This window comes from Mycobacterium sp. 1465703.0 (assembly GCF_001672975.1).
Classification (GTDB): Bacteria; Actinomycetota; Actinomycetes; order Mycobacteriales; family Mycobacteriaceae; genus Mycobacterium.
Window position 1 is genome coordinate 26,157 of sequence record NZ_LZKU01000159.1, and the last position, 11,422, is coordinate 37,578.

Consider the following 11,422-nt stretch of genomic DNA (forward strand, 5'->3'; position numbering starts at 1 on the left):
CGCCGCGTGGGTGCGCCTTAAAGTGGGCGGGTGCTCGACTACATCCGCGACGCGGCGGAGATCTATCGCCAGTCGTTCGCGACCATCCGCGCCGAAGCCGACCTCGCGCGATTCCCCGCCGACGTGGCACAGGTCGTGGTCCGGTTGATCCACACCTGCGGGCAGGTCGACGTCGCCGAGCACGTCGCGTTCACTGACGATGTGGTGGCACGGGTCGGCGCCGCGCTGCGAAGCGGCGCTCCCGTGCTATGTGATTCGTCGATGGTGGCCGCCGGGATCACCGCCGCGCGGCTGCCCGCCGACAACCAGGTGGTGTCGCTGGTGGCTGACCCGCGGGCGGCGGAACTGGCCGCACGCCGGAACACCACTCGCTCGGCGGCCGGCGTGGAGCTGTGGGCGGACCGGCTGCCCGGCGCGGTGCTGGCGATCGGCAACGCGCCGACCGCTCTGTTCCGGCTGCTCGAGCTGATTGACGACGGGGTTGCCCCGCCGGCCGGGGTGTTGGGCGGCCCGGTGGGATTCGTCGGCTCGGCACAGTCCAAGCAGGAGCTGATCGATAACCCGCGCGGGACGTCGTATCTGGTGGTGCGGGGCCGCCGCGGCGGCAGCGCCATGGCCGCCGCGGCCGTCAACGCGATCGCGAGCGATCGGGAATGACCGTGCGGGGGACGCTTTGGGGTGTCGGGTTGGGACCCGGTGACCCGGAATTGGTGACCATCAAAGCCGCCCGGGTGATCGGCGAGGCCGACGTGGTGGCCTATCACAGCGCTCGGCACGGCCGCAGCATCGCCCGCGGTATTGCCGAACCGTATCTGCGGCCGGGCCAGATCGAAGAGCACCTGGTTTACCCGGTCACCACCGAGACCACCGACCATCCGGGCGGATATGCCGGCGCGATCGAGGACTTCTATGTAGAGGCCACCCAGCGGATCGCCACTCACCTCGACGCCGGCCGCAATGTGGCCCTGCTGGCCGAGGGTGACCCGCTGTTCTACAGCTCCTACATGCATCTGCACACCCGGCTGACGCAGCGGTTCGACGCCATCATCGTGCCGGGTGTGACGTCGGTGAGTGCCGCCTCCGCGGCCATCGCGACTCCGCTGGTGGCCGGCGACGAGGTGCTGTCGGTGTTACCGGGCACCCTGCCGGTCGCCGAGCTGACCCGGCGGCTCTCCGACGCCGACGCCGCCGTCGTGCTCAAACTGGGGCGCTCCTATCATGCTGTGCGAGAAGCACTTTCGGAGTCAGGGCAACTTGACGGCGCATTTTACGTGGAACGGGCCAGCACCTCCGCGCAACGCATACTGCCGGCCGCCGACGTCGACGAGGCCAACGTTCCGTACTTCTCGCTGGCGATCTTGCCGGGCGGGCAGCGTGGGCCGCGCACGCCCACCATGGGCAGCGTCGCGGTGGTGGGTCTGGGCCCCGGCGACATGGACTGGATGACGCCGCAGACCCGCCGGGAGCTGGCCGCGGCGACCGACCTGATCGGCTACGACGGCTACCTGAACCGGGTCCCGGTGCGTGACGGCCAGCGGCGTCACCCCAGCGACAACCGCGACGAGCCCGAGCGGGCCCGGCTGGCCTGCGCGCTGGCCGAGCAGGGCCGCGCGGTGGCGGTGGTGTCGTCCGGTGACCCGGGTGTGTTCGCGATGGCGACCGCGGTGCTGGAAGAGGCCAAAGAATGGCCGGGTGTACAGGTTCGGGTGATCCCGGGGATGACCGCCGCCCAAGCGGTGGCCAGCCGGGTCGGCGCCCCACTGGGCCACGACTATGCGGTGATTTCGCTGTCCGACCGCCTCAAGCCATGGGAGGTGATCTGCGCGCGCCTCGACGCCGCCGCTGCCGCCGATCTGGTGCTGGCGATCTACAACCCGGCTTCCAAAACGCGGACCTGGCAGGTCGGTGCGATGCGCGACATATTGCTGGCCCACCGCGAACCCGGCACACCGGTGGTGATCGGTCGTAACGTGTCCGGCCCCGACGAAGACGTCCGCGTGGTCCGGCTGGCCGATCTCAATCCCGCCGAAATCGACATGCGGTGCCTGCTGATCGTCGGGTCGTCGCAAACCCAGTGGTACTCAGACGATTCCACTGATCGGGTTTTCACACCCCGGCGCTACCAGGCATGAAACGCGCTTAGTGCCGAACGCAAGCACGCCGGGCGCAGCGGGTCACCACCATTGGACCTAGTCGCGGTCCCAGGTGCTCGGCATCATCGGCACCGTGGGACCGTCGCTCAGCCCGTCACGGGTCAGCGTCGCCAACCCGGTGGCTTGGGCCGCATCCGATTTGGCTGCGGCACCGGCGAATCCGAGCGGCCCGGCACTGTCTTCGGAAGGGCGGGCGGCGTGCGGATCCTCAGCGTTACCAACCAGATCGACGCCGTCGTCCAAGTCCATGAATTCGTAGCGGTACGCGCGCTCGGTGGCGGTGCCACCGCGGCGCCGACGGGCCCGGGCCTTCTTCTTGGCCGCGGCGGCCGCGGCGGCGGAGGCGGACGCGTCGACATCGTCAGACGATGGTTCCATCGACTTACGACGTGACCGACTGCTCGCGCTGCCGCGCGCCGACAGTCCCGATATCCCCACCGCGTAAAGCGCATTGGACACGTTCGCGCCGATGCCGTCGGTCGCCGTGGGGCCGAAGCCGACGCCGGGCCCGCCACCGACCGGTCCGCCGCCGGTCGACCCGGCGACTGTCGACGCGGGGGCCGTGGACGGTGTCGGTACGTGGCTCACACTGGCGGGCGCGCTGGCGATCGTCGGCGCCGCAGCGGCCACCGGTGCCGGTGCCGGTACCGGTGCGACGGCCGGCAACGGCGCCGGTGTCGAAAGCGGGACCGCGACGCTGATCGCGGTGACCGCGGCCGCCGCCCCACCCGCCGCGGCCGCCCCGATAGCGGCAACGACAACCGGTGCGAGCACCACCGCCATCTGGATCGCGAGCTGAATGAACGGCCAGAAGATCATCAGGGTGTGGAAGATGGCCCAGCCCAGCGCGCTGGACAGGGCCGGCGAGAATCCCAACTGCCCGAAGAAGGAGGCGAGGCTGTTGACCCACGGCACCGGGTTGAACGGCCATCCGCCGGGGTTGAGCTCTTCGGATACCGGCCAGGCGAAATTCTGGGTGTACTGCTTCAGCCACGCCGTGAGCTGATCCATCCACGACGGATAGGTCTGCGTGGCCGTGCTGGCCTGCTGCTGAGCGCTCGAAGTGTCCGCCTGGTGGAGGTTCGAGCCCGAAGTGACGGCCGGAGCCACGGCGGCCGACTGGACCGCCGCGACGCCTGCCGTCCCCGCCTCGGCGCCCGGCACGACGATTGTCGGCGCGGGCGTGGTCACCGGCACCGCAGCCAGGGCGGATTCGCTGACGGCCTGGTAGGTGGTCATGGTCGTGGCGGCCTGCACCCACATGCGCGCGTAGTCGGCTTCGTTGACGGCGATGGGAATGGTGTTGATCCCGAAGAAGTTTGTGGCGACCAATGCCCCGTGAATGGCGTGGTTCGCCGCCAGTTCGCCCAAAGTCGGCATGGCGGCCAGGGCGGTGGTGTAGGCGGTGGCCGCTGTCTCGTGCAGGGTCGCCGCGGCGGTGCTCTTGGCCGCGCTCTCCAGCAGCCACGCTTGATATGGGGCGTGCGCAGCCACGTACTGGGCGGCGCTGGGACCCTCCCACGCTCCTGCCTGGGTGGCACTCAATAGTCCGTCGAGCTCGGCTGCCGCGGTCGCGTAATCGGTGCTCAGGGACGACCATGCCGTGGCGGCGGCCACCAGTGGCGCCGGGCCGGGGCCGCTACTCAGCAGCGTCGAGTGCACTTCGGGCGGAAACGCCATCCAGATCGGGGCGGTCATCGTCGGGGGCCTTCGGGCACGAACACGAATACCTCTTCGGTGCATCTCGTGGGTGGGCTGGCGATGCTTACCACCAGAGGTCGGTTGCTGGCGTCGGTTAGTTCCATGCAATTTCGTTGCGGCGGGAAATTTCGCGAGTCTTTGCGCGCAGCCGGGCCATGCGCAACGATGCAGGGATGCGGTGTGAGATTGCGCGCGAAGCGCTGTCGGCTCGATTGGACGGCGAGCGCCCCCAGGTGCTCGCGCAGCAGGTCGATGCCCATCTCGAATCCTGCCGCAGCTGCCGCTCCTGGCTGATCGGGGCGGCGGTGCAGACCCGCCGGCTGGCCTCGGTGACGCCCGGCGAGGGCCCCGACCTGGTCGAAAAGATCATGGCCAGCATCGGCGAGCAGCCCACCGGGCACCAGGCCCGGATGCGCTGGTTGCGCTCGCGCTATCGCCGGTGGGGTTTGATCGCCGTCGGCCTTTTCCAGGTGGCGATTGCGGCCGCCCAGATCAGCGGCATCGATTTCGGCATGGTGTCGGCTCACATGCACGGCGCGATGTCCGGCGAGCACCTGATGCACGAGTCCACGGCATGGTTGCTCGCGTTGGGCCTGGCGATGGTCGCCGCCGGAGTCTGGCCCGCCTCCGCATCGGGGGTGGCGGCTATCACCGGTGTCTATTCCATTGCGCTGCTGGGTTATGTGATCGTCGACGCCTTCGACGGCGAGGTCACCGCCACCCGCATCGCCAGCCACATGCCGTTGTTGTTGGGCCTTGCGTTCGCGTTGCTGGTGGCGCGCGAACGCGTGGGCACGCACCGACGGCGCGGCTCCGATGCCTCGGACGACGCCCACTTCCCCGCGTGGGCGGCGGACTCACCCAGTGGTCGGCGACGCGGGCATCTGCGGCCCATCAATCATGCACTTCTCGACCCAATTGCATCGTCTACGACGACCCGTCGTAGGATCGGAAAACCCGCGCAACAAAGGTGGTTGGGCATGATCGCGTCGAGCGACGACGAGGCAATAACCGAGCTCGCGTTGTCAGCCGCACGCGGAAACTCGCGAGCGCTCGAGGCGTTCATCAAAGCCACCCAGCAAGACGTGTGGCGGTTCGTCGCCTATCTGTCGGATACGGGCAGCGCCGACGATCTGACTCAAGAGACGTTTCTGCGCGCCATCGGCGCGATCGAGCGGTTCTCCGGACGTTCGAGCGCGCGGACCTGGCTGCTCTCCATCGCGCGCCGCGTGGTCGCCGACCACATCCGCCACCTGCAATCGCGGCCGCGTGCCGCGCTGGGCGCCGACCCCGAACACGTGGCGCACGGCGACCGTCACGCCCGGGGCTTCGAGGACCTGGTCGAGGTGACGACGATGATCGCCAACCTCAATGCCGAACAGCGCGAAGCACTTTTGCTCACCCAGCTGCTCGGCCTGCCCTACGCCGACGCCGCCGCGGTGTGCGGCTGCCCGGTGGGCACCATCCGCTCCCGCGTCGCGCGTGCCCGCGACGCGCTGCTCGCCGATGGCGAGCGCAGCGACCTAACCGGATAGCGCGCCAACCCATTCGGCGGCCTCCGGCACGGTGCCGACCGAAATCACGCCGGCTGGTAGCGGCGGCCGGGCCACCATCACCACCACAACGTCCAGCGCCGCAGCGGCATCCAGCTTCGCGCGCGTCATGTCCCCGCCGCTGTTCTTGGTGACCAGCGCGTCGATGCGATGGTCTTGCAGCAGTGCGAGTTCATCGTCGTAGCGATACGGTCCGCGGGAAAGCACCACCCGGTGATGACCCGGCAACACAGAGGTGTCCGGTTCGGTGACCGCCCGGATCAAAAACCACGCGTCACTCTCGGCGAAGGCCTTCACTCCGGAGCGTCCAGTGGTGAGAAATACTCTCGAATAGCCTTCTCGGGCAACGGTTTCAGCGGCAGCGGTGTCCGACTCGACGACCAAAGCGGCGCCCGGGTCCCAGGCCGGGCGCGCCAGGATCAGGTGCGGGATCTGCAATTCTCCGCACACGCCGGCCGCGTGCGCCGTCATGGTCGCCGCGAACGGGTGGGTGGCGTCGACGACGGCATCGATGCGTTCGTCTTGCAGCCAGCGTCGCAGCCCGTCGACGCCGCCGAAGCCGCCGATACGCACCGAGCCGACCGGCAGTGCCGGATCAGGCACCCGGCCCGCCAGGGAGCTGATGATGTCGACGCGGGGGTGCAGGGCTTTCGCCAGAGCGCGGGCCTCACCGGTGCCACCGAGCAACAGGACCCGCATCAATGCCTGCTCCCCCGGGCCCGCCCGGTCGAGTACAGGTAACTGTCGGTGAACCCCCCGGCGCTCAGCGCCTGGCCGACGACGATGACGGCGGTCTTGGTGATGTTGGCGTTGCGCATCTGCTCGGCAATGTCCGCGAGGGTGCCGCGCAGCACCGTCTCCTGCGGCCAGCTCGCGAAAGCCACGACGGCTGCTGGTGTTTCGGGTTGGTAGCCGCCTTCGAGAAGTTGCGGAATGATCGCGTCGATTTGGGCGGCGGCCAGATGCAGAACCAGGGTCCCGCCGGATTGGGCCAGCGTTTTCAGGTCTTCGCCGGGCGGCATCGCCGTCGACAAAGTCGCCACCCGGGTCAATGTCACTGTCTGCGCAACCCCGGGAACGGTGAGCTCACGCTTTAGTGTGGCCGCGGCGGCGGCGAATGCCGGTACGCCGGGCACGATTTCGTAGTCGATGTCCAGCGCGTCGAGCCGGCGACACTGCTCGGCCAGCGCGCTGTACAGCGACGGGTCACCGGAATGCAGACGCGCCACGTCGTGACCGGCGGCATCCGCCTCGTTCAGCTCGTCAACGATCTGCTCCAGCGTTAACGGGCCGGTGTCAACGACTTTCGCGTCGGGCGGACATAAGGCAAGCAGATCGTCGGGCATGATCGAGCCGGCGTACAGGCATACCGGGCAGGTTTGCAGCAGTCGTTGGCCGCGCACCGTGATCAGGTCGGCGGCGCCCGGCCCGGCCCCGATGAAATACACCGTCATTTAGTCACCACCCATTGGGTGACGGGATACTGCGGGCGCCAGCCGGTGAAGGCACCCAACGGCTCGCCGTGATAGTGCTGGAAGCGTCGCAGCTCGCCACCCAGGCGCTGATGCGTTTGCGCCAGAACGGCTTCCGACTCGGTGGTGACCACGTTGACCACGAGTCGCCCGCCTGAAGGCAGGTTGTTCAAGCAGGCGTCGAGCAGACCCGGCTGAGTCAGTCCCCCGCCGATGAAGATCGCCGACGGCGGCTCGGCGCCGTCGAATGCCTCGGGTGCGTCGGCGCGCACATCGATATCGACGCCGAAAGCCGCGGCATTGCGGTCGAGGTTATGCCGTCGCCGTTCGTCGCGTTCGAATACCACTGCGCTGCAACCGCGCCCGCTCAGGCACCACTCGACGCTGATGCTGCCCGACCCCGCACCGACATCCCACAACCGCTCCCCCGGGCGCGGCGCCAGGGCGGCCAGCGTCACCGCCCGGATTCCCTGTTTGGTGATCTGCCCGTCGTGGGTGAACGCGTCGTCGGGCAGGGGTGACACGCGTTCGTCGGGCAGGTAGCGCACCGCAATCACGTTGAGGTCATCGAGGTCTCGATCGTCGGTCCAGTCGCGGGCGATACCGTCGTGGCGGCGCTCGTCGGGGCCGCCGAGACGTTCGAGAACCGTGAACTCCGAATCGCCGCGGCCATGGGCGATGAGCAGTGCGGCGAGCTCGTTGGGCGTGGATTTGCTTTGCGACAGCACGATCGCTTGGCCACCGCGGCGCACCGCGGTGTGCGGACGCGCGGTAACCAGGCTGATCACTTCGGTGTCCTGGACGTTCCAGCCCATCCGTGCGCACGCCAGCGTCACCGAAGACACGTGCGGCAGCACCCTGATGTTGTCGTTGCCGTGCAGGCGGACCAGTGTGCCCCCAATGCCGTGCAGCAGCGGATCGCCGCTGGCCACCACGTGGACGTCGCCCGTGTGCTCATCGAGCAATGTTTGCAGCGCGGGCATCATTGGCGACGGCCATTGCCGCCGCGGCGCAGGTACCGTGTCGTCGAGAAGGTCCAGTTGTCGCTTGGATCCGTAAATGACTGATGCACTTCGTAATTCGGCTCGGGATGCTTCACTGAGGCCGGCCATGCCGTCGGCCCCGATACCGACCACGACGATCATGAGCGCCGCTCCGCTCCATCGCTTCGCTCGGCATCGCCCGCGGCGCGGATCATCGCGGCATCCTGCGCCAGACGAATTGCGGCAGTGCGCGCATTACGGCCGATGCGGGGCCCAACGCCCGCGGGATCCACACGGTGCGGCGGCCCTTTGCCAGCGCTCGCGCGGTGGCAGCGGCCACCTGCGCGGGCGTGCTGGACAAGGGAGCCGGCTTCATGCCTTCGGTCATGCGCCCGATGACGAATCCCGGGCGGGCGATGAGCAGCCGGACCCCGGTGCCATGCAGCGCGTCGGCCAGGCCGCTGGCGAAGCCGTCCAGGCCGGCCTTCGCCGAGCCGTACACATAGTTGGCGCGGCGCACGCGCGCGCCGGCGATCGAGGAGAACACCACCAGTTGGCCTTTGTCGGCTTTGCGCATGGCCGCGGCCAGGTGGGTGAGCAGGCTGACCTGGGCGAGGTAATCGGTGTGCACGACGGCGACCGCGTGCGCGGCATCGCTTTCAGCGCGGGCCTGGTCACCCAGGATGCCGAAAGCCAGCACTGCAGTTCCGATGGGTCCGTGCTCGGCGACGATCGAGGCGACCAGCGGACCGTGCGAGGCCAGGTCGTCGGCGTCGAATTCCCTGGCGTGCACCGCCGTGGCCCCGGCGGCTTTGAGCGCGGCAACCTGGTCATCGAGTTGATCGGCGTTGCGGGCGGCCAGCAGCACCGTCGCGCCCGGCGCCAGGAGTCGCGCCAGCTCGATCCCGATCTCGCTGCGGCCGCCCAGGATTAGTACTGGACCTGCGCCCGTGTCATCCACGGCTGCGATTATGACCTGCGCTAGCGTGGGCGGTGATGGCGAATACCACTACTCGGCTCACCGACGACGCGTTGGCGTTTCTGTCGGAACGCCATCTGGCCATGCTGACCACGCTGCGAGCCGACAATTCGCCGCACGTGGTGGCGGTCGGCTTCACCTTCGATCCCAAGACGCACATCGCGCGAGTCATCACTACCGGGGGGTCGCAGAAGGCGGTCAACGCCGACCGTGGCGGAGTGGCCGTGCTCAGCCAGGTCGACGGCGCGCGGTGGCTGTCGCTGGAGGGGCGGTCCAAGGTCAACAATGACGCCGACGCCGTGCGCGACGCCGAGTTGCGCTACGCCCAGCGGTATCGCACGCCGCGCCCCAACCCGAGGCGCGTCGTCATCGAGGTTCAGATCGAGCGGGTACTGGGGTCGTCGGATCTTCTAGACCGGGGCGCGTAGTTAACACAAGTCATACCAGGGCAATTGGTAGTAACCGTTACTCTTGATTTTGGCTGCGGTGTTCGTATTCGGTTCCGGAAGTATCGTCCCAGAACTTAGGTGAAACGTTCGTGACTCGATCCTCCGGGGCTACAGCGTCTATCTTCTGCTCAAACTCATCGAAGATCTTCTCCGCGCGCGCTATCTCCTCTTCTGTAGGCGGAGTAACACCAGCCTCTTCCGGGGTCGAGAAAATCTTTCCGGCGATCTCCCTACTCATGGTTATCCAATCCGCACTTTGGCTCTTGAAATAATTGTTTCTAGAGCGTCCAAGTTCCGATTCTACAAGCGTCGAGCTCGACAACGCAATTACCTAAGGTTCCATCCTATGCATCGTCCGATTTCGTGCGGTGCCTCCTGAGATAATTCAGGATGTTGTTGATGGAAACGGTTCAGGATGTCATCCACGCATTCCGTTAGCGTCAAATTTCCCCATTCGAGTGGCATGCTAACTGCCTCGTGCACCAATTCGGAAACACGCGCGATCAGCGATTCGCCTTGCGGTTGCCCGTACATCTTCAGCAACTTCTCTTCGTCGATATGAGGAACAGTGGTGTCGCTGATGGCGACGACAATTGCGGCATTGACGACGGCTGGATCCATCCTCAGCTCTTTCCCGGGTTGAAAAGCGGTCTTCCTTCTGAATCGAGCGCCGAAGCTTCAATTTGATCTGTTGTCGCAGCCAGATACAACGCAAGTTTTTTGAGTTCTGATGTTGCAGTTATCATATCAGCGCTACTGATAGCCACCGGCGAGCCATCGGAGTCAATTAGCGCGAAGCGCTCGACACCTTCGAAGTCGCGGGTCTCGATGCTGAAATTGGGAGGCTGTTGGTTCGCCGAGGTTGATACGCCTACGCGAGGCAGACCCCGCGCGCTCCGAATGTACCTACCAAATCGTCCAAACAAGTATTTCTCGATCGTATCGATGGAAGAAGCTGCGAGGACGAAGCCTTCGGATTCCATTCGGTCGGAATCAGTAAGAACGAACCAGCCCTCTCGCCTTCGTGCAATGAAGAGCCGGGTCTCGCCTGAAGCTGACCAAAACAGCGGGCGTCCGTCGTTTGTTGCTGAAGCAGGCGTAAGGGTGTAACCAGCCAGGTTCGCCCATTGCTCAAGCCGGGGAGAGATTTCAATCTGGTCTGTCATTTTAATACTCCGATGTCAGGATCGGTGAGCTCTTCGACCGTCATTACCATGCCTTCTGAGTTAAGCACCTGTACCTGTAGCGAGCCGCCGTTTTGACCTAACCCGGGCGCAACCTCCGACACTTCAATTGTCCATTTATCTGGTAGATGGTCAAAGGTATAAGCGTGGTAGGGATCTCGAAGTGAGTTGACGTGTAGGGCGCGCCCTTCCCATGATGCCGGCTGTCCGTGTTCCGTTACGGCCAAGTACTTTCCATCCACCTTGCCAATGCGATCAAGTAAAGATCCATAATCTCGTACGTAGGACGCAGCATCCGTATAGGCGACCCGCGTAGTTGGGACGGCACCGTGATTACCCGGAAAATTCAGCCAACGTTGCCCCTGACCACCTGGCTTGTTGAAGCGCTCCGCGTACTGCTCTTCGGTATACGGCTGCCCTTGTGGGTTGCGGCCGAATGGCGCTTCGGGATCACGAATCAGCTTGGCGACGTCCGCGTCGATCTTTGTAGCGTCGATTGGATTGTCGGTGAAATCCCAATGCTCGGAAAGTGGCTCACCGTAGCGAGGGTCCAGCTCCTTATCCGGTAGCCGATGCCACCCGTCACCGGATGGCTCGTGCGAATGCACGCCTGATCGGCGAAATTGTCGAGGTTCGTCGCCAACTTCCCGGACAGATCGCCGACCTTCGCTAAGCAGTCGCCTATGTTCGACACAGCATCGTCGATCTTGTCGCCTTCGGGCAGGTGTTGCCCATCGAGCAGCGACTTGGAAGCGTTGAGCGCACCCTTCATACCGCTAGCCGTCGCACCGAAATTTCGCCAACGGGCTGCGGCTGCGTGCAATCCAGCGACGTCGCCGTCCGGCCAGACATCGTCTACAAGGGACTCGACCACCGCCCAAAGCAACGGTGGTGGTTCCCCTTTGCCCCATGTCCCTGGCGGCCCAGGCGGGGTGGCCTGGTGCGGCT

At 66.2% G+C, this 11,422-nt stretch carries 13 protein-coding genes and 1 pseudogene; 5 read left to right on the forward strand and 9 right to left on the reverse strand.

Features of this window, described 5'->3' with window-relative positions:
* Positions 1 to 30: 30 nt before the first annotated feature.
* Positions 31 to 657 carry a precorrin-8X methylmutase gene (locus A5625_RS13670; protein WP_066994343.1) on the forward strand — a complete coding sequence of 209 codons (627 nt, stop codon included), beginning with the start codon at positions 31 to 33 and terminating at the stop codon, positions 655 to 657.
* Positions 654 to 2,132 (forward strand): precorrin-2 C(20)-methyltransferase, encoded by a 1,479-nt coding sequence (locus tag A5625_RS13675; RefSeq protein WP_066994346.1) that lies wholly within the window; start codon positions 654 to 656, stop codon positions 2,130 to 2,132. Before A5625_RS13670 ends, A5625_RS13675 begins: the two co-directional genes overlap by 4 nt.
* Before the next feature lie 57 nt (positions 2,133 to 2,189).
* Here the strand turns inward: A5625_RS13675 and A5625_RS13680 are convergent, their stop codons facing one another.
* Positions 2,190 to 3,851 (reverse strand): PPE domain-containing protein, encoded by a 1,662-nt coding sequence (locus A5625_RS13680; RefSeq protein ID WP_066994349.1) that lies wholly within the window; start codon positions 3,849 to 3,851, stop codon positions 2,190 to 2,192.
* Between the two features lie 176 nt (positions 3,852 to 4,027).
* Between A5625_RS13680 and A5625_RS30145 the strand changes: the two are divergent.
* Together A5625_RS30145 and sigC are read left to right on the forward strand one after the other, a co-directional pair.
* Positions 4,028 to 4,720, forward strand: a pseudogene (locus A5625_RS30145) (DUF2275 domain-containing protein); the annotation flags it as partial.
* A gap of 114 nt (positions 4,721 to 4,834) precedes the next feature.
* Positions 4,835 to 5,389, forward strand: a complete 555-nt coding sequence (sigC, locus tag A5625_RS30150) for an RNA polymerase sigma factor SigC (RefSeq protein WP_232003679.1) — start codon at positions 4,835 to 4,837, stop codon at positions 5,387 to 5,389.
* On the opposite strand, the gene A5625_RS13690 is transcribed toward sigC, so the two are convergent.
* From A5625_RS13690 to A5625_RS13705, 4 genes are read right to left on the reverse strand one after another with little or no spacing between them, the layout of a single operon-like run.
* Positions 5,378 to 6,106 (reverse strand): cobalt-precorrin-6A reductase, encoded by a 729-nt coding sequence (locus tag A5625_RS13690; protein WP_066994352.1) that lies wholly within the window; start codon positions 6,104 to 6,106, stop codon positions 5,378 to 5,380. The two genes, sigC and A5625_RS13690, sit on opposite strands and share 12 nt — an antisense overlap.
* A complete protein-coding gene (gene cobM / locus A5625_RS13695; RefSeq protein ID WP_066994356.1) occupies positions 6,106 to 6,861 on the reverse strand; it encodes a precorrin-4 C(11)-methyltransferase in 756 nt (251 codons plus the stop codon). The genes A5625_RS13690 and cobM overlap by 1 nt, the downstream gene beginning before the upstream one ends.
* Entirely contained in the window at positions 6,858 to 8,024 is a 1,167-nt protein-coding gene (locus A5625_RS13700) for a bifunctional cobalt-precorrin-7 (C(5))-methyltransferase/cobalt-precorrin-6B (C(15))-methyltransferase (RefSeq protein WP_066994359.1), read from the reverse strand. Before A5625_RS13700 ends, cobM begins: the two co-directional genes overlap by 4 nt.
* Positions 8,025 to 8,073: 49 nt before the next feature.
* Entirely contained in the window at positions 8,074 to 8,823 is a 750-nt protein-coding gene (locus A5625_RS13705) for an SDR family NAD(P)-dependent oxidoreductase (RefSeq protein WP_066994361.1), read from the reverse strand.
* 35 nt (positions 8,824 to 8,858) lie between these two features.
* Between A5625_RS13705 and A5625_RS13710 the strand changes: the two genes are divergently transcribed.
* On the forward strand, positions 8,859 to 9,269 hold the full coding sequence (locus A5625_RS13710) for a F420-dependent biliverdin reductase (RefSeq protein WP_066994364.1): 411 nt from the start codon (positions 8,859 to 8,861) through the stop codon (positions 9,267 to 9,269).
* 37 nt (positions 9,270 to 9,306) lie between these two features.
* Here A5625_RS13710 and A5625_RS13715 read toward each other — a convergent pair whose 3' ends face one another.
* From A5625_RS13715 to A5625_RS30155, 4 genes are all read right to left on the reverse strand, one after another.
* Positions 9,307 to 9,528, reverse strand: coding sequence for a hypothetical protein (locus tag A5625_RS13715; protein WP_066994367.1), 222 nt, complete (start codon positions 9,526 to 9,528; stop codon positions 9,307 to 9,309).
* A gap of 89 nt (positions 9,529 to 9,617) precedes the next feature.
* Entirely contained in the window at positions 9,618 to 9,911 is a 294-nt protein-coding gene (locus A5625_RS13720) for a hypothetical protein (protein ID WP_066994370.1), read from the reverse strand.
* Between the two features lie 2 nt (positions 9,912 to 9,913).
* Positions 9,914 to 10,456 (reverse strand): TNT antitoxin family protein, encoded by a 543-nt coding sequence (locus tag A5625_RS28390; protein WP_082984400.1) that lies wholly within the window; start codon positions 10,454 to 10,456, stop codon positions 9,914 to 9,916.
* Positions 10,453 to 11,082 (reverse strand): glycohydrolase toxin TNT-related protein, encoded by a 630-nt coding sequence (locus A5625_RS30155; RefSeq protein WP_232003669.1) that lies wholly within the window; start codon positions 11,080 to 11,082, stop codon positions 10,453 to 10,455. The genes A5625_RS28390 and A5625_RS30155 overlap by 4 nt, the downstream gene beginning before the upstream one ends.
* Between the last annotated feature and the right edge of the window lie 340 nt (positions 11,083 to 11,422).

Coding starts and splice junctions, on each gene's coding strand:
- A5625_RS13680 (WP_066994349.1), bottom strand. CDS start 3,851: ATGACCGCCCCGATCTGGATGGCGTTTCCGCCCGAAGTGCACTCGACG.
- A5625_RS13720 (WP_066994370.1), bottom strand. CDS start 9,911: ATGGATCCAGCCGTCGTCAATGCCGCAATTGTCGTCGCCATCAGCGAC.
- A5625_RS13710 (WP_066994364.1), top strand. CDS start 8,859: ATGGCGAATACCACTACTCGGCTCACCGACGACGCGTTGGCGTTTCTG.
- A5625_RS13715 (WP_066994367.1), bottom strand. CDS start 9,528: ATGAGTAGGGAGATCGCCGGAAAGATTTTCTCGACCCCGGAAGAGGCT.
- A5625_RS13675 (WP_066994346.1), top strand. CDS start 654: ATGACCGTGCGGGGGACGCTTTGGGGTGTCGGGTTGGGACCCGGTGAC.
- sigC (WP_232003679.1), top strand. CDS start 4,835: ATGATCGCGTCGAGCGACGACGAGGCAATAACCGAGCTCGCGTTGTCA.
- A5625_RS28390 (WP_082984400.1), bottom strand. CDS start 10,456: ATGACAGACCAGATTGAAATCTCTCCCCGGCTTGAGCAATGGGCGAAC.
- cobM (WP_066994356.1), bottom strand. CDS start 6,861: ATGACGGTGTATTTCATCGGGGCCGGGCCGGGCGCCGCCGACCTGATC.
- A5625_RS13700 (WP_066994359.1), bottom strand. CDS start 8,024: ATGATCGTCGTGGTCGGTATCGGGGCCGACGGCATGGCCGGCCTCAGT.
- A5625_RS13690 (WP_066994352.1), bottom strand. CDS start 6,106: ATGCGGGTCCTGTTGCTCGGTGGCACCGGTGAGGCCCGCGCTCTGGCG.